Annotated in this window: 17 protein-coding genes and 2 tRNA genes; 13 read left to right on the top strand and 6 right to left on the bottom strand. The window is 70.3% G+C overall.

Annotated features, from left to right (window positions below; genetic code table 11):
- Nucleotides 1–193 precede the first annotated feature (193 nt).
- Nucleotides 194–772, top strand: coding sequence for a biotin transporter BioY (locus tag DEJ49_RS11990; protein WP_150184124.1), 579 nt, complete (start codon nt 194–196; stop codon nt 770–772).
- Nucleotides 773–778: 6 nt separating this feature from the next.
- On the opposite strand, the gene DEJ49_RS11985 is transcribed toward DEJ49_RS11990, so the two are convergent.
- Nucleotides 779–2,143 carry an FAD-binding oxidoreductase gene (locus DEJ49_RS11985; protein ID WP_150184123.1) on the bottom strand — a complete coding sequence of 455 codons (1,365 nt, stop codon included), beginning with the start codon at nt 2,141–2,143 and terminating at the stop codon, nt 779–781.
- 25 nt (nt 2,144–2,168) lie between these two features.
- Nucleotides 2,169–3,653 carry an amino acid permease gene (locus DEJ49_RS11980; RefSeq protein WP_150184122.1) on the bottom strand — a complete coding sequence of 495 codons (1,485 nt, stop codon included), beginning with the start codon at nt 3,651–3,653 and terminating at the stop codon, nt 2,169–2,171.
- A gap of 184 nt (nt 3,654–3,837) precedes the next feature.
- Between DEJ49_RS11980 and DEJ49_RS11975 the strand changes: the two genes are divergently transcribed.
- Together DEJ49_RS11975 and DEJ49_RS11970 are read left to right on the top strand one after the other, a co-directional pair.
- On the top strand, nt 3,838–4,323 hold the full coding sequence (locus DEJ49_RS11975) for a ribose-5-phosphate isomerase (RefSeq protein WP_150184121.1): 486 nt from the start codon (nt 3,838–3,840) through the stop codon (nt 4,321–4,323).
- Nucleotides 4,324–4,415: 92 nt separating this feature from the next.
- Nucleotides 4,416–5,228 carry an Fpg/Nei family DNA glycosylase gene (locus tag DEJ49_RS11970; protein WP_150184120.1) on the top strand — a complete coding sequence of 271 codons (813 nt, stop codon included), beginning with the start codon at nt 4,416–4,418 and terminating at the stop codon, nt 5,226–5,228.
- A 16-nt stretch (nt 5,229–5,244) separates the two neighbouring features.
- On the opposite strand, the gene DEJ49_RS11965 is transcribed toward DEJ49_RS11970, so the two are convergent.
- The gene (locus DEJ49_RS11965; protein WP_150184119.1) at nt 5,245–6,474 is read right to left on the bottom strand and encodes a GNAT family N-acetyltransferase; all 1,230 of its coding nucleotides are present in this window, start codon (nt 6,472–6,474) and stop codon (nt 5,245–5,247) included.
- Between the two features lie 129 nt (nt 6,475–6,603).
- On the opposite strand from DEJ49_RS11965, the gene DEJ49_RS11960 reads away from it, so the two are divergent.
- A complete protein-coding gene (locus DEJ49_RS11960; protein ID WP_150184118.1) occupies nt 6,604–7,749 on the top strand; it encodes a PP2C family protein-serine/threonine phosphatase in 1,146 nt (381 codons plus the stop codon).
- On the opposite strand, the gene DEJ49_RS11955 is transcribed toward DEJ49_RS11960, so the two are convergent.
- Nucleotides 7,706–8,917, bottom strand: a complete 1,212-nt coding sequence (locus tag DEJ49_RS11955) for a cation:proton antiporter (protein ID WP_150184117.1) — start codon at nt 8,915–8,917, stop codon at nt 7,706–7,708. The genes DEJ49_RS11960 and DEJ49_RS11955 overlap by 44 nt on opposite strands.
- A 254-nt stretch (nt 8,918–9,171) precedes the next feature.
- Between DEJ49_RS11955 and DEJ49_RS11950 the strand changes: the two genes are divergently transcribed.
- The 3 genes from DEJ49_RS11950 to DEJ49_RS11940 are packed head-to-tail and all read left to right on the top strand — an operon-like array spanning nt 9,172 to nt 12,949.
- Nucleotides 9,172–10,017, top strand: coding sequence for an ABC transporter ATP-binding protein (locus tag DEJ49_RS11950; protein WP_150188178.1), 846 nt, complete (start codon nt 9,172–9,174; stop codon nt 10,015–10,017).
- Nucleotides 10,017–12,473 carry an FtsX-like permease family protein gene (locus tag DEJ49_RS11945; RefSeq protein WP_150184116.1) on the top strand — a complete coding sequence of 819 codons (2,457 nt, stop codon included), beginning with the start codon at nt 10,017–10,019 and terminating at the stop codon, nt 12,471–12,473. The genes DEJ49_RS11950 and DEJ49_RS11945 overlap by 1 nt, the downstream gene beginning before the upstream one ends.
- The gene (locus tag DEJ49_RS11940; protein WP_150184115.1) at nt 12,470–12,949 is read left to right on the top strand and encodes an HD domain-containing protein; all 480 of its coding nucleotides are present in this window, start codon (nt 12,470–12,472) and stop codon (nt 12,947–12,949) included. Before DEJ49_RS11945 ends, DEJ49_RS11940 begins: the two co-directional genes overlap by 4 nt.
- A gap of 23 nt (nt 12,950–12,972) precedes the next feature.
- On the opposite strand, the gene DEJ49_RS11935 is transcribed toward DEJ49_RS11940, so the two are convergent.
- Nucleotides 12,973–14,181 (bottom strand): acyltransferase family protein, encoded by a 1,209-nt coding sequence (locus DEJ49_RS11935; protein WP_150184114.1) that lies wholly within the window; start codon nt 14,179–14,181, stop codon nt 12,973–12,975.
- A gap of 554 nt (nt 14,182–14,735) precedes the next feature.
- Between DEJ49_RS11935 and DEJ49_RS11930 the strand changes: the two genes are divergently transcribed.
- On the top strand, nt 14,736–14,930 hold the full coding sequence (locus tag DEJ49_RS11930; protein ID WP_055570088.1) for a hypothetical protein: 195 nt from the start codon (nt 14,736–14,738) through the stop codon (nt 14,928–14,930).
- 53 nt (nt 14,931–14,983) lie between these two features.
- Here DEJ49_RS11930 and DEJ49_RS11925 read toward each other — a convergent pair.
- Nucleotides 14,984–15,054, bottom strand: a tRNA-Gly gene (locus DEJ49_RS11925).
- A 145-nt stretch (nt 15,055–15,199) separates the two neighbouring features.
- On the opposite strand from DEJ49_RS11925, the gene DEJ49_RS11920 reads away from it, so the two are divergent.
- The 5 genes from DEJ49_RS11920 (at nt 15,200) to clpX (ending at nt 20,018) form a co-directional block, all read left to right on the top strand.
- Nucleotides 15,200–15,276, top strand: a tRNA-Pro gene (locus tag DEJ49_RS11920).
- Between the two features lie 126 nt (nt 15,277–15,402).
- On the top strand, nt 15,403–16,782 hold the full coding sequence (gene tig, locus DEJ49_RS11915) for a trigger factor (protein WP_150184113.1): 1,380 nt from the start codon (nt 15,403–15,405) through the stop codon (nt 16,780–16,782).
- Between the two features lie 419 nt (nt 16,783–17,201).
- The gene (locus DEJ49_RS11910) at nt 17,202–17,807 is read left to right on the top strand and encodes an ATP-dependent Clp protease proteolytic subunit (RefSeq protein WP_190329594.1); all 606 of its coding nucleotides are present in this window, start codon (nt 17,202–17,204) and stop codon (nt 17,805–17,807) included.
- 61 nt (nt 17,808–17,868) lie between these two features.
- Nucleotides 17,869–18,564, top strand: a complete 696-nt coding sequence (locus DEJ49_RS11905) for an ATP-dependent Clp protease proteolytic subunit (protein ID WP_150184112.1) — start codon at nt 17,869–17,871, stop codon at nt 18,562–18,564.
- Nucleotides 18,565–18,731: 167 nt separating this feature from the next.
- Nucleotides 18,732–20,018, top strand: coding sequence for an ATP-dependent Clp protease ATP-binding subunit ClpX (clpX, locus tag DEJ49_RS11900; protein ID WP_150184111.1), 1,287 nt, complete (start codon nt 18,732–18,734; stop codon nt 20,016–20,018).
- The last annotated feature ends 60 nt before the right edge of the window (nt 20,019–20,078 follow it).

The following is a 20,078-nucleotide window of genomic DNA, read 5'->3' as shown; positions in this document are numbered from 1 at the left end:
CGCGCAAAACGGGGCACCCACCCGCCGACCTCCGTGACGAGCATCACGCCGCCCGAGGTGTACACGAACCCCTTTGTACGGAGCCCACCAAGGGCCCGCCCCCGGGTTGTCGGCCGATGACCGTGTGGCCGCCGCGGCCCCTGGGATAGCGTCGACGCGTTCCCACCTGCCCACGCCCCCCGCGGAGTCCCCGATGAGCATCGCCGCTGCCACCACCCGCCCCGGTCAGGTCCTCGCCGACCTGCTGCCCGCGTCCCGCGTGAAGGACGCGGCGCTCGTGCTCGGCGGCGCCGCGCTCACCGGCATCGCCGCCCAGATCGCGGTGCCCGTGCCGGGCTCCCCGGTGCCGGTGACCGGCCAGACCTTCGCCGCGCTGCTCGTCGGCACGTCGCTGGGCGCCCGCCGCGGCTTCCTCTCCCTCGCCCTGTACGCCCTCGTGGGCATGGCGGGCATGCCGTGGTTCGCCCAGGCCGGCTCCGGCGTCGCGGCCCCCTCCCTCGGCTACGTCCTCGGCATGCTGCTCGCCGCCACCGTGGTCGGCGCCCTGGCCCGCCGCGGCGGCGACCGCTCCGTGCTGCGCACGGCGGGCACGATGGTCCTCGGCTCCGCGATCATCTACGCGGTCGGCGTCCCGTACCTGGCCGCCGCCACCGGCATGTCGATGACCCAGGCGGTCGCCGCCGGGCTCACGCCGTTCCTGATCGGCGACGCCCTGAAGGCCGCGCTCGCGATGGGCGTGCTGCCCACGGCGTGGAAGTTCCTGGACCGCTGAGAGCGGTCAGCTGACGCTGTAATTCCGCCTGAAGAGGTTCGCCGGGTCGTACGTGGCCTTCAGCCCGGCGAGCCTCTTCCGCGTCTCCGCGTCGTACAGGCCCTCCGGCCTGTCGCTGCCGCCGAAGAGGAAGTTGAGCGACCGCCCCAGCGTCTGCGGCGCCACGAGCCCGAACGCCTCCGCGTGGACCTTCCGGTGCGACTCGACGTCCGTGCCGTCCAGCGGCGACAGGAGCCGCAGCAGCCAGCCCGCCTCGCGGTGGGGGACGGCGTTCTCCGCGGGGCGCGCCAGGGCTCCGCCCAGGTGGTTGAGCTGCAGGATGTGCATCGCGGCCGCGTCCGGCCCGGTCAGCGCGAGGACGGCGCCCGCCGCGTCGACGTCGAGGGTGCTCAGGACGGCGTTGTCGCCGTAGAAGGCGTGCGGGAAGTCCGGGTCGCCGTGGATCGAGGGGCTCTCGGCGTACGGCATCTCCCGCAGCGTGTCCGACACCGTGGGCCCGATCTCCCGCAGCGGCGCCACCAGGCGCTCGCCCTCCGCCTCCGAGCCGGTGAACGCGACGCGGATCAGGACGAGGTAGCTGCCCCGCAGGTGGGGCGGGAGCTGCGGCAGATCCGGGTAGACGAGCGCCGCGAGCGACGACGTCACCTCGTCGGGCAGGGCCCGCGTCCACTCCTCGTAGCCGCGCAGCACCGCGGCAGGGGCGACCACCCTGCCGTCGAACGTGAGGGCGCCGCCGTACAGCCGCGCCACCGGCACCAGGCCGATCTCCAGCTCCGTGACCACGCCGAGCTGCGCGCCGCCGCCCAGCAGGCCCCAGAAGAGCTCCGGGTCGCTGTCCCGCGTCACGTGGCGCGGGACGCCGTCCCCGGTGACGACGTCGACCGAGCGGACGTGGTCGGCCGCGTAGCCGAACTCGCGGCCCAGGATGCCGAGTCCGCCGCCGAGCGTGTAGCCGACGGCGCCGACGCTCGGCGCGGTGCCGTTCAGCGGCGCGAGCCCGTGCTGCACCGCGGCCTCGACGACCTGACCCCAACGGGCGCCCGCGCCGATGGCCGCGGTGCGCGCGTCGGGGTCGATCCGCACGGCGTCCATGCGCCGCGTACTGATGAGGACGCCGCCCTCGGAGGCTCCCGGCACGCCGTGTCCGGTCGCCTGCACGCCGACGGGCAGGCCCGCCCCGGCCGCGTACGCGACGGCGGCGACCACGTCGTCGGCGCTCTTCGCGCCGAAGACGAGGTCGGGCCGTGTCACGAACCCGGTCTGCATTCCGGCGATTTCCGCTTCGTATCCGGCGTCGTCCGGCCGGAACACGAGTCGCTGGGCGGTGTGGTCCACGGGTGCCTCCGTTGTCTCGTCTGACACGGAGAGCATCGCGCACCGGTGGACCGCCCCGACGTCAACTCCTCTGCGACTCCACCGGAATTCCGTCCGCGTCCCGGGGCCGGACCTTCTCGCGCACCAGCGAGAAGACGACCACGAAGGCGGCGGCGAGGAGCGAGAGCAGCACCTGCTTGCGGCCGGCCTCGTCGGTCAGCATGTAGACGAGGACGAACGAGATCATCGCGATCGTGACCCACGTCAGGTACGGGAAGAGCCACATCTTCACGACGAGCTTCTCCGGCTCCTCGCGCAGGATGATCCCGCGCATCCGCAGCTGCGTGAAGCTGATGATCAGCCACACGAAGAGGGCCACCGCGCCCGAGGAGTTGAGCAGGAAGTCGAAGACGGTGTCCTTCCACTGGTAGTTGAACCAGACGGCGACGAAACCGAAGACGACCGAGCCGAGGATCGCGGCCTGCGGGACGCCCCGCGCGTTGGTGCGCGCGAAGGCCTTGGGCGCGTCACCGCGCTGACCCAGCGAGAAGGCCATGCGGGACGCGGTGTACAGCCCGGAGTTGAGGCAGGAGAGCACGGCGGTGAGGACGATGACGTTCATGACCTGACCGGCGTGCGGGATGCCGATCGAGTTCAGCGCGGCGACGTAACTGCCGTCCTCGGTGATCGACTTGTCGTTCCACGGCAGGAGGGTGATGACGACGAAGATCGAGCCCAGGTAGAAGACGCCGATGCGCCAGATGACGCTGTTGGTCGCCTTGGTGACGGCGCGCTGCGGGTCCTCGGACTCACCGGCGGCCAGCGTGACGATCTCGCTGCCCATGAAGGAGAAGACGACCATCAGCACACCGGTGAGGATGGCGCCCGCGCCCTTGGGCATGAAGCCGCCCGCGTCGGTGAGGTGCGCGAATCCGTCGCCCGGGTTGTCGGAGCCCGGCAGCACGCCGAAGACGGCGAGCAGACCGATCACGACGAAGCCGCCGATGGCGACGACCTTGATTCCGGCGAACCAGAACTCGAACTCGCCGTACGAGCCCACGGAGACGAGGTTCGTGGCGGTGAGCACGACCATCACGATGAGCGCCCAGCCCCACTGCGGTACGGCGGGTATCCAGCCGTTGAGGATCACGGCGCCCGCGGTGGCCTCCACGGCGAGCACGACGACCCAGAAGAACCAGTAGAGCCAGCCGATGGAGAAGCCGGCCCAGCGGCCGAGCGCCTGGTCCGCGTAGGTGGAGAAGGAGCCGGACGCGGGCCGTGCGGCGGCCATCTCACCGAGCATCCGCATCACGAGGACGACCATCGTGCCGACGAGGGCGTACGAGATGAGGATCGCGGGCCCCGCGGCGGCGATACCGGAGCTGGAGCCGACGAAAAGACCGGCACCGATCACACCGCCGATGGCGATCATCGAAAGGTGACGGTTCTTGAGACCCGCTTTCAGGCCGTCACCGGTGTCGCCGGTGTCACCACTGCCGCCAGACCGCGGATCCCCAGGGGGATTGGGGGTGCTGTCTGCCTTCGCAAGGGAGGGTTGCGAGGTCATGGACGAATCCTTAAGTTCTCGGGTCACGAGCCCCCGCATTCAAACCCAGGGGTGAACGGGACGGAAGTCCTGAATCCGGATCGTTGTATTCCGGCCTTTAGGCCTGGACCAAGGTCCCGACCAGGGAGATCAACATCCTGCCCGGTCGCGGCTACCCACCCCGCGACGTGCCACACTCGGACCCATGCGCGTGTACCTCGGCTCGGATCATGCCGGCTACGAACTCAAGAACCACTTGGTCGAATGGCTCAAGAGCCACGGCCATGAGCCCGTCGACTGCGGGCCCCACATCTATGACGCCCAGGACGACTACCCGCCGTTCTGTCTGCGCGCCGCGGAGAAGACCGCCGCGGACCCGGACGCCCTCGGCATCGTCATCGGCGGCTCCGGCAACGGCGAGCAGATCGCCGCGAACAAGGTGAAGGGCGTGCGGGCGGCCCTGGCCTGGAGCGAGCAGACCGCGGCGCTCGGCCGCGAGCACAACGACGCGAACGTCATCTCGATCGGTGGGCGCATGCATACACAGGAGGAGGCGACGAAGTTCGTCGAGATCTTCCTGGCGACGCCGTACTCGGGTGAGGAGCGTCACACTCGCCGCATCGAGATGCTCTCGGCCTATGAGCGGACGGGTGAGCTGCCCCCCGTCCCGGCCCACCACCCCCAGCCGTAGCGAAGTCACGGGGCTCCGCCCCGGACCCCGCTCCTCAAACGCCGGAGGGGCTGATTCCGCAGCCCCTCCGCACGCACTCCCGGAGGGACCCCGTGCCTGAGGGGCACACCATTCACCGGCTTGCCGCGGATCACCGGGACCGGTTCCAGGGGCGCGCCGTCCGGGCGACCAGCCCGCAGGGCAAGTTCAGTGACAGCGCCGCCCTCGTCACCGGCCAGGTGATGGAGACCGCCGAGGCACACGGCAAACACCTCTTCCTCGGCTTCGCCGACACCGGCTGGATCCACGTCCACCTCGGCCTCTTCGGCAAGTACACGCTGGGAGAGACCCCCGCGCCGCCCCCCACGGACACCGTCCGCCTCCGGCTCCTGAACGACGCGTACCACTCCGACCTCCGCGGCCCCACCACCTGCGCCCTCGTCACGGACGACGAGAAGCAGGCGATACACGACAGGCTCGGCCCGGACCCCCTGCGGGACGGGGACGACCCACAGAAGGCGTACGCGCGCATCTCCCGCAGCCGCACCACGATCGCCGCGCTCCTCATGGACCAGAAGGTCATCGCGGGCGTCGGCAACGTCTACCGCGCGGAGGTCCTCTTTAGGCACGGCATCGACCCGTACACGGCGGGCAAGGACATCACCCCGGCGCAGTGGGCCGCGATCTGGGCCGACCTCGTCGAGCTGATGCACGAGGGCGTACGCCTCAACCGCATCGACACCGTCAGGCCCGAGCACACCCCGGAGGCGATGGGACGCCCGCCGCGCGTCGACGACCACGGCGGCGAGGTCTACGTCTACCGGCGGGCGAACCAGCCCTGTCACCTCTGCGGCGGCGACATCCGCACCGCGGACCTCGCGGCCCGCAACCTCTTCTGGTGCCCCACCTGCCAGCGCCCCGCCTGAAGACCGCGGCCAGGCCCTAGAACCCGTGGGACAGCCACGGCGCCACATCGGACCCGAAGGCCACCGACGCCTCGGCCAGCGCGCCGCGGCGCAGCTCACGGACCCGGCCCGCGGCCGCAAGTGACGTGAGGGACGTACCGCCGAGGTAGGCGGCGCCGAGCTCGCGTACCGACAAGGAGAGGTCGGCCGCGTCGGCCGTGCGCTCGCACGACGCGCCCTTCGCGTCGCCGGTGAGGCGCCAACGGCCCTCGTTCCAGGGGCAGAACGCGTCCTCGACCTCGAAGACCACGTCCAGCGGCGCCTGATACGTCCGCGCCTCAAGGGCCGCGCCGACCTCGACGAGCCGTACGTACAACGAATCCCGCACCGTGACGTCGCAGCGGCGGATGTCGGAGACCATCTCGAGCAGCGCGTCGTCGACCGGACGGTTGCGGGTGACGACCGATGACGTCAGGTCGATGTCGAACAGGAACCGCCACAGCGCCGCGTACGCCGCCGGGTCCACACCCTCGATGTCGCGCACCTGGACCGAACCCTTGGGGCCCTGCCACTCCCAGTCGGGCTTCACCGCGAACCGCACGTACCCGACGAGTTCACCCGCCCGCTCGGCGACCACGCACTGCAGCGGCGACGCGCCGTTCCGCTCGCTCTGCGGGTCGAGCAGCCCCAGCCGCTCCCAGCCGGGCTGCCGGGCCGTCATGCCCGGACGCTCCGTCACGCGTCGTGCGTACAGCGCCTCGCAGGCCTCGTGGACGTCGGCGGGCCGAACGTACCGAAGATGTACGTCGTCCGTCCCGGCGGGCATGGACAGCGACACCCGCGTGGTGTCGATGTCGGCCTTCATGTGCCGGGTCGCCGCGCCGTACCCGAACCGGCCGTAGATGACCGGCTCGGACGCGGTGAGCACGGCCAGCGGCTCGCCCCACGCGCGGACGTCGTCCAACTGCCGCCGCATCATCGACGTCAGGATCCCGCGCCGCCGGTGCGTGGCCGCGACACCGACCATCGTGACGCCCGCCGTCTCCACCAGCGCACCACCCGGCACGGCCATGCGGAAGGAGAACGCCCCCGCCGTCCCCACGCACGCGTCCCCGTCCCACACGCCGATCGACCGGTCGTGCTCGGTGAGCGCGCGCCACAGCTCACGTTCCTCGTCCGACTCGGCGACCCCGCCGAACGCGAGCTCCAACGTCCCGTACCACGCGTCCCAGTCGGCCTTCCCGAGCACCCGCACGTCTGTCGTCATATGCCATGCCTACCAGGGCGCCGCCGTGCGGAGCGACGGGTTTTTCCCCGCCTCGGGGATGCCCCTGACGGGGGACAACCGGGACCTCCCGTGCGAAGTACGCGGCCCGCTGGATAAGGTCCACGAGCAATGGAGGTACGCGCGGAAGCCGACACGTTCACGGCCCGGATGAAGAAGAAGGTGCACCGGGTCCGCATCGCGCTGCGCAAATCCGGGGTCGACTACTTCCGCGGCGACGGCTCCGACTGGGTCGCCCTCGCGGGACTCCTCCTCACCATCCCGGTCATCACGACCTGCACGATCATCAACAACGAGTGGTTCTCGCCGTCCGCCCTGGTCCTGCCGATCGTCGCCGGCGGCCTGCTGCTGCGCCCGGCCAGCCTCCTCGGGCTCTACGCCGCCTCGGCGGTGGCCCTGATCGTGGAGTCCGTCCGGCTCGGCCCGTACACGGAAGGCGCCGCCCGCGTCACGCCGGGCACGGTCCTCGTGGTCGCCGCCTGCGGCTTCTTCGGACTCCTCATCGCCCAGTTCCGCAGCCGGGTCGGCGTGCCCTGGCGCGGCGGCGGCACCATGCTCTTCGACCTGCGCGAACGCATCCGCGTCCAGAGCAAGCTGCCGAAGCTGCCGCGCGGCTGGCACCGCGAGATGGCACTGCGCCCGGCCGGCGGCCAGTCCTTCTCCGGCGACTTCGTGGTCGCGGCCCGCACGAACGGCGGCCGCACCCTGGAGGCCGTCCTCACCGACGTCTCCGGGAAGGGCATGGACGCGGGTTCGCGCGCGCTGCTCCTGTCCGGCGCGTTCGGCGGCCTGCTCGGCTCGCTGCCCCCGCACGCCTTCCTGCCCGCCGCCAACGGCTACCTGCTCCGCCAGGACTGGGACGAGGGCTTCGCGACCTCCATCCACCTGGTCCTCGACCTGGAGACCGGCGACTACGAACTCTTCTCCGCGGGCCACCCGCCGGGCCTCCAGCTCAGCGCGGGCAGCGGCCGCTGGGAGGAGAAGGCCGGCCAGGGCCCCCTCCTCGGCGTCTACGACGGTGCCCAGTTCGACCCCGTCAAGGGCGTCCTGCGCCCCGGCGACGTCCTGATGCTCTTCACCGACGGCCTCGTCGAGACCTCCGACCGCGACATCGCCGAGGGGATGGACCGCCTCACGGGCGAGGCCGACCGCTACGTGGCAGGAGGCTTCCACGGAGCGGCCTGGCACCTCATCGAGGCCGTGGCGAAGGACGTCAACGACGACAGGGCGCTGCTGCTGATCTGCCGGGAGGCGTGACGCCCGGGCCGCCCCCGTGGCCGTCGCCGTCCCCGCCGCCCGGCAATATCCGCGCCAGCCACTCCGACCGCCCCGCCGCCAGCGGCCCGAGGACCGCCAGCAGCAGCACGTACCCCGCGATGAAGGGGGAGAGGCGTTCGTCGAGGCCTGCGCCCACCGCCATCGTGGCGAGGATCAGGGCGAACTCGCCGCGGGCGAGGAGTGTCGTGGAGATGTTCGCCGCGGGGCCCGGGCCGAAGCCGTAGACGCGTGCCGCGCCGAGTCCGGCGAGGACGTTCATCAGGAGGGTGACCGCCACCGCGGCCAGGACCGGCCAGAGGACGACCGGGAGGTCACCCGGGTCGATGGAGAGGCCGAAGGCGAAGAAGAAGATCGCGCCGAAGGCGTCCCGCAGGGGGTGGACCAGGGTGCGGATGCGGTCGCCGGACGCCGTGCTGCCGAGCATCAGGCCGACCATGAACGCGCCGATCGCGTCGGCGACGCCGAACCACTCGGAGACTCCGGCCACGAAGACGGCGACGCCGAGGAACGAGATGACGAGGAGTTCGTCGTCACGCGTGTCCATGAGGCGGCCGACGAGACGCGTGCCGAAGCGGGCCGCGAGGGCGAGCAGCAGCAGGAAGCCGAAGGCCTTGCCGCCGTCCATCACCGCGGCGGCCAGGCTGTCCGCGCCGGACAGGGTGGGCTGCAGCGCCGCGAGGTAGAGGGCCAGGAAGATGTCCTCGACCACGATGATGCCGAGGATCGGCTTCGTCTCGGGGTTGCCGAGCCTGCCGGTGTCGACGAGGACTTTGGTGACGATCGCCGATGAGGAGATGCCGAGGACTCCGGCGAGGACCAGCGCTTCGGAGGTGCCCCAGCCGAGCGCGAATCCAAAGCCCAGGCCGGCGCCGACGTTCAGGGCGAGGTAGGTGCCTCCCGCGACGGCCATCTTGCGGCCGCCGGTCTTGAGGTCGTCCATGTGGAACTCGAGGCCGAGGTAGAAGAGCAGCAGGACCAGGCCGAGCGCCGAGAGCATTTCCAGGTCGTGGGGGTCGGAGACCAGGACCACGCCGGGTGTGTGGGGGCCGAGGAGGATCCCGGCCAGGATGAAGAGCGGGATGGTGGGGAGTCCGATGCGGCCGCCGAGGCGGGCGAGGACGGCGGCGGCGAGAAAGGCGCCGCCCATGGCTATCAGGGTGTCTGCGTGTCCGATGGGCCCGTTCCTCCCGTAGGTGGCATGTAAGGGGACATACGTGGAATGGCAAAGGAAGCGTCAAGAACGCGTCAATACTTAGGTTACCAAACGATCGGTTCGCCGAACCTGAACGCGCTTGGTGGGGTTCTCCCCACCCCCGGTTCGCCAGCCGCCCTCATGGTCCACACCACCCCCGTCTCCGTACGTTTTAGACGTCGAACTCGTACGGAGAAATGGACAGGGACATGGGGCTGCGGCGGAAGAAGAACCGAGTCGTCGAGGAGGACGTCCGCGTCCTCGGCGGGGCGATCGGCGACCGGGCCGTCCTCGGCGGGACACCCGGCGACTGGGCCGTCGAACTGCGCGGCGTCCGCCGTCAGTACGGCCGCGGCTCCGGCGCCGTGCACGCCCTCGCCGGCATCGACCTCGCCCTGCCCCGCGGCAGCTTCACCGCCGTCATGGGCCCCTCCGGCTCCGGCAAGTCGACGTTCCTGCAGTGCGCCGCGGGCCTCGACCGGCCGAGCAGCGGCACCGTCCACCTCGGCGGCACCGAGATCACCGGCATGAGCGAGAACAAGCTCACCGCCCTGCGCCGCACCCGCCTCGGCTTCGTCTTCCAGGCCTTCAACCTGCTGCCTTCGCTGACCGTCGAGCAGAACGTCGTCCTGCCGATGCGCCTCGCGGGCCACCGCCCCGACCACCGCAAGGCCACCGCGATGCTCACCCGCGTCGGCCTCGGCGACAAGGGCCGCCGCCGCCCCGGCCAGCTCTCCGGCGGCCAGCAGCAGCGCGTCGCCATCGCCCGCGCCCTGGTCACCGAACCCGACGTGATCTTCGCCGACGAGCCGACCGGCGCCCTCGACACCACCACCGCGAGCGAGATCCTCGGCCTGCTGCGCTCCGCGGTCGACGGCCTCGGCGCCACCGTCGTCATGGTTACCCACGACCCTGCGGCCGCCGCCCACGCCGACCGCGTTCTCTTCCTCGCCGGCGGCTCCATCGTCGACCGTCTCGAACGCGCCTCCGCCGCACAGATCGCGGCCCGCATGACCACCCTGACCGCGCCCGCCTACGCGGGGGTGGCCGCGTAATGGCATACGTCCCCAACGGCCTCGCCCGCGCGGCGGTCCGCTTCAAACCCGCCGCCTTCGCCGGCACGTTCGTCGCCCTGATGATGGCCTCGCTGATCGTGGCCGCCTGCGGCATCCTCCTGGAGACGGGGCTGCGCGCCTCCGTCCCGACCGAGCGGTACGCGGGCGCCCCCGTCGTCGCCGCCTCGAACCAGTCCGTCCACTTCGTCGCCGGCAGCGGCGACAGCAAGTCCGAGTCCGACGTGCCCCTGCCCGACCAGGCCCGCGTCGACCACTCCCTCGTCGCCAAGGCCGGTGCCGTGCCCGGCGCCCGCACCGCCGTCCCCGACGTCACCTTCCCCGTCAAGTCCGGCGACAAGGACGTCACCGCCCACGGCTGGGGCTCCACCGCCTTCACCGGCGAGAAGCTCACCGCGGGCCGCGCCCCGCACCCCGGCGAGGTCGTCCTCGCCGCACCCGGCGCCTCCGTCGGCGACCGCACCACCCTCACCACCGCCGACGGACCGCGCACCTTCCGCGTGTCCGGCACCGTGGGCGCCAAGGGGACCGCCCCCACCGCCTGGTTCGCCGACTCCGAGGCCGTCCGCATCTCCGGCCACCCCGGACGCGTCGACGCCATCGCCGTCCTGCCCGAGGCGGGCGTCACGGCCGACGCCCTCAAGTCCCGGGTCGCACACGCCCTCGGCGACAAGGCCGAGGTCCACACCGGCGACGACCGCAGCGAGGCCGAGGGCTCCGCGCTCTCCTACGCCAAGGAAATGCTCACCGCCCTCGGCGGCTCCTTCGGCGGCATCGCCGCCCTCACCGCCGTCTTCACCGCCGCGGGCACCGTCGCCCTCTCCGTCGGCCAGCGCGCCCGCGAGTACGCCCTGCTGCGCGCCATCGGCACCACCCCCCGCCAGATCCGCCGCACCATCGCCACCGAGACCCTGCTCGTCGCCCCCGCCGCCGCGGCCGTCGGCCTGCTGCCCGGCATCGCCCTGGCCAACTGGTGGTTCGGACAGCTGAAGGAGAAGGGCGCGATCCCCGAGGCCGTCGACCTGACCGTCTCCTTCATCCCGCTCGTCAGCGCCGTCGGCGTCGCCGTCCTCACCGCGCTCGGCGCCGGCTACATGGCCGCCCGCCGCCCCTCCCGCATCAAGCCGGGCCAGGCGCTCAGCGAAGCCGCCGTGGAACGGGTGGCGCTCGGCTGGATCCGTACGCCGCTGGGCATCGCCGCCGCCGTCGGCGGCACGGTCTTCGCCGGATTCGCCGCCAGTAACACCGGCGACGACGCGGCGAACGCGGCCCTCGGCGTCGTCATGCTCTTCATGCTCGCCGTCGCCCTGCTCGGCCCGCTGGTGGCCCGCGGCTGCGCCGCCCTGTTCGGCCTCCCGCTGCGCGGCGCCGGCGCGTCCGCCTCGCTCGCGGCCGCCAACTCCCGCTCCAACGCCCGCCGTCTGGCCTCCGCGATCACCCCGATCGTGCTCGCCATGGCCTTCTCCTCGGTCCTCGTCTTCATGCACACCAGCGAGGAGCGGGTCGCCGCCGACCAGCAGCGCGCGGGCATCACCGCCGACCACATCATCACCGCCGACGGCGGGCTCGCCCCGGGAACCCTGGCGAAGGCCGCCGACGCGAAGGGCGTCACCTCCGCCGTCGGCGTGCTCAAGTCCTCCGTACTCGTGCCGGTGGGCTCGGGCGGCGACCGCTATCTGCAGACCGCGTCGACGCAAGGCATCACCGGCACGGCCGCCGCGCTCGCCGAGGTCCAGGACCTCGACGTCGAGACGGGCACCCTGAAGCTCGGCAAGGGCCAGATCGCCGTCGACGCCACCCTCGCCGACTCCGCCCACGTGAAGACCGGCGACCGCCTCGCCCTCCGCCTGCCCGACGGCACCAAGGCCTCGCCGACCGTCGTCGCCACGTACGGCAGGGGCCTCGGCCTCTCCCAGGTGACCATGTCCGCCGCCGACCTGAAGCAGCACGTCACCTCGGCCTTCGCGAGCGAGGTCTGGACCAGCGGCGGCTCCGCGCAGGCGCTCTCCGGACTCGGCGTCCTCAAGGACCGCGACGGCTACGCCACCGCACGCTCCATGGACAACGAGCTCAACGCCTGGGCCAACACCACGATGGCGGCCGTACTCGGCGGCTTCGCGGCCGTCGCCGCGATCAACACCCTGGTCATGACGGTCCTGGACCGCCGCCGCGAACTCGGCACGCTGCGCCTGATCGGCTCCACGCGCCGCCAGGTCCTCCGGATGATCCGCTGGGAGGCGCTGCTCGTGGCGTCCGCGGGCATCGTCATCGGCTCGGCCATCGCGTTCGCCACCCTCATCCCGATGATGAAGGGCCTGACCGGCGAGTCCCCGTACGTCCCGCCGCTCGTGTACGGCTCCTTCGTGGGCGCGGTCCTGGTCATGGGCCTGGCCTCGGCGACGATCCCGGCGAGGGCGGCGCTAAGGTCGGCCGCATGACGCCCGCAGGCCACCGCCCCGAACCGCTGTCCCTGCCGGAGGTGGAGGCCCTCGCCCGCGAGGCCCACGCCGACCAGGAGGACAAGGCGGGCCGCCCCTACGCCGAACACCTGCAGGCCGTGGCCGAGGGGGTACGGCGGCGGGGCGGCGACGACGAGCAGATCGCGGCCGCCTGGCTGCACGACGCCGTCGAGGACGACGCCCTGTCGGAGCGGTGGCTCACGGAGGCCCCGCTCACCAGGCGGACCAAGGACATCGTCCTCGCCCTCACCAAACGCGCGGGCGAGCCCCCGGAGGCGTACGCGCGACGCATCCTCGCCACCCCGGGCGCCCGCCTCGTGAAGGAGGCGGACCTGGCGCACAACGCGGACCCGGCCCGCCTCGCGGTCCTCGACGCGACGACAAGGGCGCGCCTGACGGCGAAGTACGCCACCATGCGCGCCCTGCTGGGACTCGGGGAGACCCCGGTTCCGTAGCTCTCGTTGCGTCGACAGCTCTCTTACGTCGACTTGGCCCGCTCACGGGCGAGTTGCGCCGCGTCCCGCTTGAACGCCCACTCCATCTTGGGCTCCATCGCGAACCGGAACATCCGTTGCACCGGTGGCGTGCAGAGCGCCGTGACCACGCTCGCGGCGACCACCGACACGAAGATCTCGCCGAGCGGCTGGTGCAGCCAGTCGTAGGTGTCGAACCAGCCCCAGAAGCGGGAGCCCTTGGCGAGGAAGCCGTGCAGCAGGTAGCCGTACAGCGTGCCGGCGCCGAGGACCGTGAACCACATCTTCCGGCGCGGCACCCACGCGAAGAAGCACGCGGTGAGGACGACGGAGCAGCCGAAGAGCGCCAGCGTCATCACGACACCGGCCCACCACGGCGCACCCAGTTCCTGGGCGCTGTCCCGGCGGTAGAACCAGGCCGAGGTCATCCGGGGAGCCGCCCAGTACGCCAGGAGCAGCGCGCTCGCGAAGACCGGGATCGACAGGAGGCGCACCTCGCGGCGGCGCACCAGCTGGAAGTACTCGGGCTTCATGAAGAGGCCGAGGACGAAGAACGGCAGGAACTGCAGGACGCGCTGCAGGTCGAGGTCGTCGCCGATGTCGGGTGAGATCACGGCGAGCGTGGCGATGGCCAGTGCGAGCGGCACCGGCCAGCGGACGATCTTCCACAGCGGCACGGTGAGCCGCCACACGAAGAGCGCGACCAGGAACCAGGTGAGGTACCAGGGGTCGAGCAGGCTGATGGGCTGGCCGGGGTCGTCGTCCGCCCAGCGCTTGAAGAGCGTGTACGCGATCTCGAAGAGGACGTACGGCACGGCGACACCGGTCACGAGCCGCTTGAGACGGTCGGCCCGCATGTCGAAACTGCGCGAGAAGTAGCCGGAGATCACGATGAACGCCGGCATGTGGAAGGTGTAGACGGTCATGTACAGCGCTTCGGCCGTACGGCTGTGATCGGTCAGCGGTTCCCATGCGTGGGCCATCGCCACGAGGACGATCGCCAGGTACTTGGCGTTGTCGAAGAACGCGTCGCGCTGTTTGGCGGGCTTCGGCCCGCCGTGGGCGGTGCTGCGGCCTGCCGGGGTGGGGGGAGCGGTGGGGGCGGCCTGCGGGGGCGGGTGGGGGGCGCGGGGAGTGGGGACTCCGGCCGCCGGCACCTGGGCCGGTGGGAGGGGCGCCCGGTGGCGTCCGTGCGGGTGCACCGAGTTGGTCACAGGCCCTCCCACCAAGAGCTCGGTGAGACGACCCGGGACCGCACTGCGCCTACGGGGGTGGTGGCAGCGTGGAACATCTGAGGCACCCTAGCGTCGCCCCGGCGTATTCGTAAAACCCCCGTCACTTCTCTCGACTCAATCTCCTGCAATCACGTCGGTTAATCCCGTCGGTCGACAAAGAGACGTGCTGGTTCGCGACCGGACCCTGTCCAGTACGTCACAACTCATCCGGTTTAAATGGTGCATAACGCGCTCTCTCCGCGCCTGTCGGATGTGCCCTCCAAGACAATTCGAATTTCCTGCGAACGTCGTGTGTGGCGGTGGCAACGATCGCGTCGAATTCCGATGACTTCGGATACTCGAATTGCTGTACGACGGTGCGCTGCCCATGCGCCCCCTGGGCGCCCTTGCGCGCGAGGGCCGTCACGTGTTGGCCGACGTTGCGTCACCGGCCGCATAGAGGGGGCCTGTTGGTGGCACGATGGTCCGTGGCGGGGGTGTGCGGGGTCGTACCCCCCGGGCCGGGAGAGCGACCGACCTAGGGTGTGATCAGTGTGGCCATTTCGCTGTCAGTGGTGCTGCTGTTGGCGATCATCCTCGTGGTGCTGATCCGCGGGGGGTCGCTCAAGGCGGGGCCTGCGATCGTCGCGGTGCTCTTCGGCTTCTTCCTCGCCTCCACAGGTATGGCACCTTCCATAAACCGCTTCTTGAACGAAGTGGCGGAGACGATCAACTCGATCAGCTTCTGAGAGCCGTGAACGCAGAAACCCCAGACCGTTCCGGCCTGGGGTTTCCCTGTGAGAGCGGGCGACGGGAATCGAACCCGCGTAGCTAGTTTGGAAGACTAGGGCTCTACCATTGAGCTACGCCCGCACAGATCGCGCCACGAGCGGATGCCGCGGCACGACAGGCATCGTAGCGGGTCCTCGCCCCTCGCCGCACGTGCCCCCCCCGGAACCGGCCCCGTTTAACCGGGAGCCGCACTGCCTGCGGGCATGTACCCTACGTGTCGCACCGACGGGGTGTGGCGCAGCTTGGTAGCGCGTCCGCTTTGGGAGCGGAAGGCCGTGGGTTCAAATCCCGCCACCCCGACCACCGAAATCACCCCCACAAGATCGCATTGTGGCTCGGCTCCTGCTTGCCGTTACTATGCAAGCTGTGTGCCCGTGTGTCTCTGAGCCGGGCAGAATCCCAAGAAGTCAGCCCCAAGGAGACCGAACCGTGAAGAGCGCCGTGGAGACCCTGAACCCGACTCGGGTTCGGCTCACTGTTGAGGTGCCCTTCGAGGAGCTCAAGGACAGCCTCGACGCGGCCTACAAGAAGATCAACCAGCAGGTCACGGTGAAGGGCTTCCGCAAGGGCAAGATCCCGGCCCGCGTCATCGACCAGCGGTTCGGCCGTGGCGCCGTCCTCGAAGAGGCCGTCAACGACGCGCTCCCGAAGTTCTACACCGAGGCCGTCAACGAGGCCGAGCTCAACGTCCTGGGCCAGCCCGAGGTGGACATCACCGAGCTGAAGGACAACGAGACCCTCAACTTCACCGCCGAGGTCGACGTCCGTCCCTCCATCGAGATCCCGGACTACTCCGGCATCGAGGTCGAGGTCGACGCGATCGAGGTCAGCGACGAGGACGTCGACAAGGCCGTCGAGGAGCTGCGCGAGCGCTTCGCCTCCACGTCCCCGGTCGAGCGTGCCGCCGAGGACGGCGACGTCGTGACGATCGACCTCGAGGCCAAGGTCGAGGGCGAGGTCCTGGAGGACGGCGTCGCGTCCGGCGTCTCCTACACGATCGGCTCCGGCGAGCTCCTCGAGGGCATCGACGACGCCGTGAAGGGCCTGGAGGCCGGTGGCGAGGCCACCTTCACCTCCGAGCTCAAGGGCGGCTCGGCGGCCGGCAAGGAGGCCGAGGTCACCGTCAAGGTCACCCAGGTCGCCGCCCGCGAACTGCCGTCCCTGGACGACGACTTCGCGCAGCTCGCCTCCGAGTTCGACACCCTCGACGAGCTGAAGGCCGACAGCCGCAAGCGCCTCGAGAACATGAAGCAGTACGACCAGGCGACGCAGGCCCAGGAGCGCGTCCTGGAGAAGCTGCTCGAGCTGGTCGAGGTCCCCGTCCCCGAGAAGCTCCTCGCGGACGAGATCCAGACCCGCACGCACAACCTCGAGCACCACCAGCTCGGCCAGATGGGCCTCGACCTGGACAAGTACCTGGAGATCCAGGGCAAGTCCCGCGAGGAGTTCGACGCCGAGACCAAGGAGCAGGCCGAGAAGGGCATCAAGACGCAGTTCGTCCTCGACGAGCTCGTCAACAAGGAGAAGCTGAACGTGAACCAGGAGGAGCTCACCGAGCACCTCATGCGTCGCGCGCAGTCCTCCGGCATGTCCCCCGACCAGTTCGCCCAGGCCGTCGTCGAGGGCGGCCAGGTCCCGATGCTCGTCGGCGAGGTCGCCCGCGGCAAGGCCCTCGCGGTCGTCGTCGAGGCGGCGACGGTCAAGGACACGAACGGTGAGGTCGTGGACCTCGAGGACGACGAGGACGAGACGGCTGCCGCCGAGGGCGAGCAGACCTCCGACGCCGCCGAGGAGAAGACCGAGGCCTGAGCCTCGCTCTGACGCTCGCACACCGGGCCCCCAGGACTTCTCGGTCCCGGGGGCCCGGTGTCTTTAGGGGCGCGGGGAACTGCGCGATCAGCCCCCACGGGGCTGCAGGCGCGTCTGCCGCGGCGGGACCCATGGCGGGTGCGGCTTGTGGGGGTTGCTCGCGCAGTTCCCCGCGCCCCTTACGGGGCACGACCGGCACCACTCGAGGCGCCCCGCCAGAACCTGCGCTCACAGCGAACAGTCACCTTTGCGGGATTCCCCGGACGGGGCTGAGCGTTAGGGTCCATGAATACGAGGGCAGGGGAGTCCCCGGAGCCGCCCCGGAGCGGTTCCGCACGCGGGTGCCCCAGGCCCCAGCTGAAGACGTGAGACGGCCCGGCGCCGTCGTAAGACGAGCAGGTGGATACGTGACGAATCTGATGCCCTCCGCCGCCGGCGACCCCTCCATCGGTGGTGGCCTCGGCGACCAGGTCTACAACCGGCTGCTCGGCGAGCGGATCATCTTCCTCGGCCAGCCGGTCGACGACGACATTGCCAACAAGATCACCGCACAGCTGCTGCTCCTTGCCTCCGATCCGGACAAGGACATCTACCTCTACATCAACAGCCCCGGCGGCTCGATCACGGCCGGCATGGCGATCTACGACACCATGCAGTACATCAAGAACGACGTGGTGACGATCGCGATGGGCATGGCCGCCTCCATGGGCCAGTTCCTGCTCAGCGCGGGCACGCCCGGCAAGCGCTTCGCGCTGCCGAACGCCGAGATCCTGATCCACCAGCCGTCCGCGGGCCTCGCGGGCTCCGCGTCGGACATCAAGATCCACGCCGAGCGGCTGCTGCTGACCAAGAAGAAGATGGCCGAGCTCACGGCGTTCCACACCGGCCAGACCGTCGAGCAGGTCACGCGCGACTCGGACCGCGACCGCTGGTTCGACCCGCAGGAGGCCAAGGAGTACGGCCTCATCGACGACATCATGTCCAGCGCCGCAGGCATGCCGGGCGGGGGCGGCACCGGAGCCTGAGCCCCGTGCTCAGCGCCCCGCAGCCGACACCTAAGCCCCTCGCTTCTCAGGAGAACCAGAGATGAACAACTTTCCCGGTCGCCGCCTCTACGGCAGTGCACAGGCCGAGAGCGGCCAGGCCGAGTTCACCGGCACCGGCGCCGAGTCGCGTTACGTGATCCCGCGCTTCGTGGAGCGCACCTCGCAGGGCGTGCGCGAGTACGACCCGTACGCGAAGCTCTTCGAGGAGCGCGTGATCTTCCTCGGCGTGCAGATCGACGACGCGTCCGCCAACGACGTCATGGCGCAGCTCCTGTGCCTGGAGTCGATGGACCCGGACCGCGACATCTCCATCTACATCAACAGCCCGGGTGGTTCCTTCACCGCCCTTACGGCCATCTACGACACGATGCAGTTCGTGAAGCCCGACGTGCAGACCGTCTGCATGGGCCAGGCCGCCTCGGCCGCCGCCGTGCTCCTCGCGGCGGGCACGCCCGGCAAGCGCATGGCGCTGCCGAACGCGCGCGTCCTGATCCACCAGCCCTACAGCGAGACCGGCCGCGGCCAGGTCTCCGACCTGGAGATCGCCGCCAACGAAATCCTCCGGATGCGTTCGCAGCTGGAGGAGATGCTGGCCAAGCACTCCACGACGCCGATCGAGAAGATCCGCGACGACATCGAGCGCGACAAGATCCTCACGGCCGAGGACGCGCTCTCGTACGGCCTGGTCGACCAGATCATCTCCACCCGGAAGATGAACAATTCCTCGGTCGCCTGACGCAGAGCTGTAGCATCTGCCGCTCCTTGGCATGGTTTGCGTACGACGCACGTCGAAGCGAACCGTGCCAAGGGGGGCCCGAACGGGGGGCCCGGCAAGGTACCGTCGGATATGAGGCACCAGGAGCCGCTGAACGTGGCGTCTCCCAGGCGAAGGGGAAGCACCTCGTGGCACGCATCGGTGACGGCGGCGATCTGCTCAAGTGCTCGTTCTGCGGAAAGAGTCAGAAGCAGGTCAAGAAGCTCATCGCAGGCCCCGGTGTGTACATCTGCGACGAGTGCATCGACCTCTGTAACGAGATCATCGAGGAAGAGCTCGCGGAGACGAGCGAGGTGCGCTGGGAGGAACTTCCCAAGCCTCGCGAGATCTACGAATTCCTTGAGGGCTACGTCGTGGGCCAGGAGCCCGCGAAGAAGGCCCTCTCGGTAGCGGTGTACAACCACTACAAGCGGGTCCAGGCAGGAGAGAACGGCGGCGCGCAGGGCCGTGACGACGCGATCGAACTCGCGAAGTCCAACATCCTGCTGCTCGGCCCGACCGGCTCCGGCAAGACGCTCCTCGCGCAGACGCTCGCGCGCATGCTGAACGTTCCGTTCGCCATCGCGGACGCGACGGCGCTGACGGAGGCGGGCTATGTCGGCGAGGACGTCGAGAACATCCTCCTGAAGCTGATCCAGGCGGCCGACTACGACGTCAAGAAGGCCGAGACCGGGATCATCTACATCGACGAGATCGACAAGGTGGCCCGCAAGAGCGAGAACCCGTCGATCACGCGCGATGTCAGCGGCGAGGGCGTCCAGCAGGCGCTCCTGAAGATCCTGGAGGGCACGACGGCGTCGGTGCCCCCGCAGGGCGGCCGCAAGCACCCGCACCAGGAGTTCATCCAGATCGACACGACGAACGTGCTGTTCATCGTGGGCGGTGCCTTCGCGGGCCTGGAGAAGATCATCGAGTCCCGCGCGGGCGCGAAGGGCATCGGCTTCGGCGCCACCATTCGCTCCAAGCGCGAGATGGAGGAGAAGGACCAGTTCGAGGACATCATGCCGGAGGACCTGGTGAAGTTCGGGATGATCCCCGAGTTCATCGGCCGCCTCCCCGTGATCACCTCGGTCCACAACCTCGACCGCGAGGCGCTGCTCCAGATCCTCGTCGAGCCGCGCAACGCGCTGGTGAAGCAGTACCAGCGGCTGTTCGAACTCGATGGCGTGGAGCTGGAGTTCGAGCGTGAGGCCCTGGAGGCCATCGCGGACCAGGCGATCCTCCGCCAGACCGGCGCGCGCGGCCTGCGCGCCATCATGGAGGAAGTCCTCCAGTCGGTGATGTACGAGGTGCCGTCCCGCAAGGACGTGGCCCGCGTCGTCATCACGGCGGACGTCGTCCGTTCGAACGTCAACCCGACCCTGGTGCCGCGCGACGCGCGGGGCGGCGGTGCGGGGGAGCAGAAGTCCGCGTAGGCGGCACATACGCGCGAAGGGGCGCCCGGCGATCTGATCGCCGGGCGCCCCTTTCCGTTG

Source organism: Streptomyces venezuelae (genome assembly GCF_008642335.1).
Lineage (GTDB): Bacteria > Actinomycetota > Actinomycetes > Streptomycetales > Streptomycetaceae > Streptomyces > Streptomyces venezuelae_F.
This window is presented reverse-complemented; position numbering and strand designations above follow the sequence as displayed.

Excerpts from the sequence above, each read along its gene's own strand:
- DEJ49_RS11950 (WP_150188178.1), top strand. The coding sequence starts at position 9,172 with ATGGGGCTGCGGCGGAAGAAGAACCGAGTCGTCGAGGAGGACGTCCGC.
- DEJ49_RS11975 (WP_150184121.1), top strand. The coding sequence starts at position 3,838 with ATGCGCGTGTACCTCGGCTCGGATCATGCCGGCTACGAACTCAAGAAC.
- DEJ49_RS11960 (WP_150184118.1), top strand. The coding sequence starts at position 6,604 with ATGGAGGTACGCGCGGAAGCCGACACGTTCACGGCCCGGATGAAGAAG.
- DEJ49_RS11985 (WP_150184123.1), bottom strand. The coding sequence starts at position 2,143 with ATGCTCTCCGTGTCAGACGAGACAACGGAGGCACCCGTGGACCACACC.
- DEJ49_RS11945 (WP_150184116.1), top strand. The coding sequence starts at position 10,017 with ATGGCATACGTCCCCAACGGCCTCGCCCGCGCGGCGGTCCGCTTCAAA.
- DEJ49_RS11990 (WP_150184124.1), top strand. The coding sequence starts at position 194 with ATGAGCATCGCCGCTGCCACCACCCGCCCCGGTCAGGTCCTCGCCGAC.
- DEJ49_RS11910 (WP_190329594.1), top strand. The coding sequence starts at position 17,202 with ATGCCCTCCGCCGCCGGCGACCCCTCCATCGGTGGTGGCCTCGGCGAC.
- DEJ49_RS11905 (WP_150184112.1), top strand. The coding sequence starts at position 17,869 with ATGAACAACTTTCCCGGTCGCCGCCTCTACGGCAGTGCACAGGCCGAG.
- DEJ49_RS11980 (WP_150184122.1), bottom strand. The coding sequence starts at position 3,653 with ATGACCTCGCAACCCTCCCTTGCGAAGGCAGACAGCACCCCCAATCCC.
- DEJ49_RS11955 (WP_150184117.1), bottom strand. The coding sequence starts at position 8,917 with ATGGGCGGCGCCTTTCTCGCCGCCGCCGTCCTCGCCCGCCTCGGCGGC.
- DEJ49_RS11940 (WP_150184115.1), top strand. The coding sequence starts at position 12,470 with ATGACGCCCGCAGGCCACCGCCCCGAACCGCTGTCCCTGCCGGAGGTG.
- DEJ49_RS11965 (WP_150184119.1), bottom strand. The coding sequence starts at position 6,474 with ATGACGACAGACGTGCGGGTGCTCGGGAAGGCCGACTGGGACGCGTGG.